Genomic DNA, 1,200 nt, shown 5'->3' with positions numbered 1-1,200 from the left:
GTCGCTACACGAGTCAATTCGGAACTTTCACATCGATGCTTCCAGTGAGACGGCTAAAGATGACCTGTCTACTATAGAGGATGCGTCCGACCGACTCGCGTATGTGGTTGATATGACCAATAAGGCTGCAAACAAGACCTTGGATCTTGTCGAAGAAACCATGCCTTATGCTTCAGGAATCAGCCAGGAAGCGAAAAAACTCAAGATGGATTGGTCTCGCTTACAGCGTAAGGAAATGAAACCTGATGAGTTTAGAACGCTGACAGCCACAATGGGAACTTTCCTTGGAAAGTTGTGTGAGGATTCAGATAAAGTAAATGATAATCTCACGCAAATACTGTTAGCGCAGTCTTTCCAAGACTTAACTGGTCAAGTGATTCAACGAGTCACCGGATTGGTTAAAGATGTTGAAGAGAATCTTGTTAATTTGGTCAGAATGGCCGGTAAGGTTGACCAGATTACAGGAACAGTCCACGAAGTAGAAAAACAAGAAACAGGCATTGAGGGTGAAGGTCCACAACTCCATGCAGAGCAACGCGAAGACGTTGTTTCTGGCCAGGATGATGTGGATGATTTGCTGTCCAGTCTAGGATTTTAAAGGGGCGTAGAAGATGGGGTTTGAAGCGGATGATGAGATACTTCAGGACTTTCTTGTAGAGTCTGGAGAGATACTCGAGCTTCTTTCAGAGCAACTGGTTGATCTAGAGCAAAATCCAGACGATAAAGATTTGCTAAACGCAATTTTTAGAGGGTTTCACACTGTAAAGGGTGGAGCAGGCTTTTTACAGTTGGATGCACTGGTCAAGTGTTGTCATATTGCAGAAAACGTGTTCGATATTCTGCGAAATGGTAAGCGAAGTCTTGATGCTGACTTAATGGATGTCGTTTTACGTGCGTTAGACTCTGTAAACGAAATGTTCAGTGAAGTCAGAGATGGCCAAGATCCAACCCCAGCTGACCCACAGCTTTTAAGTGACTTAGAACGTTTTGCGAAACCTGCTGACGCTGCGCCTGCTGCTGAACCTGCAGCTGTTGAACCAACACCGGAGCCGGTTGCTGCAGAAGCCTCTGCTGAAGAGGCTGATATTACTGATGATGAGTTTGAACAGCTCTTGGATGCATTAGATGATGATGCGGGTAAAGGGAGTGCACCAGCGGCATCCGAACAAGAATCTGACGAAATTACCGATGACGAATTCG

At 45.4% G+C, this 1,200-nt stretch carries 2 protein-coding genes; both read left to right on the top strand.

The annotated features are described in order from the left end of the window. Window positions 1-598 (top strand): protein phosphatase CheZ (locus A3756_RS19135; protein WP_068554316.1); only part of this gene is annotated, 598 nt, incomplete at its 5' end. Between the two features lie 13 nt (window positions 599-611). Next, the coding region (locus A3756_RS19130; protein ID WP_197481390.1) for an Hpt domain-containing protein at window positions 612-1,200 on the top strand (589 nt) is incomplete at its 3' end.

This window comes from Oleiphilus sp. HI0086, assembly GCF_001635225.1.
Note: the sequence above shows the minus strand (reverse complement) of the source record. Positions and strands in the feature narration are given on the sequence as shown.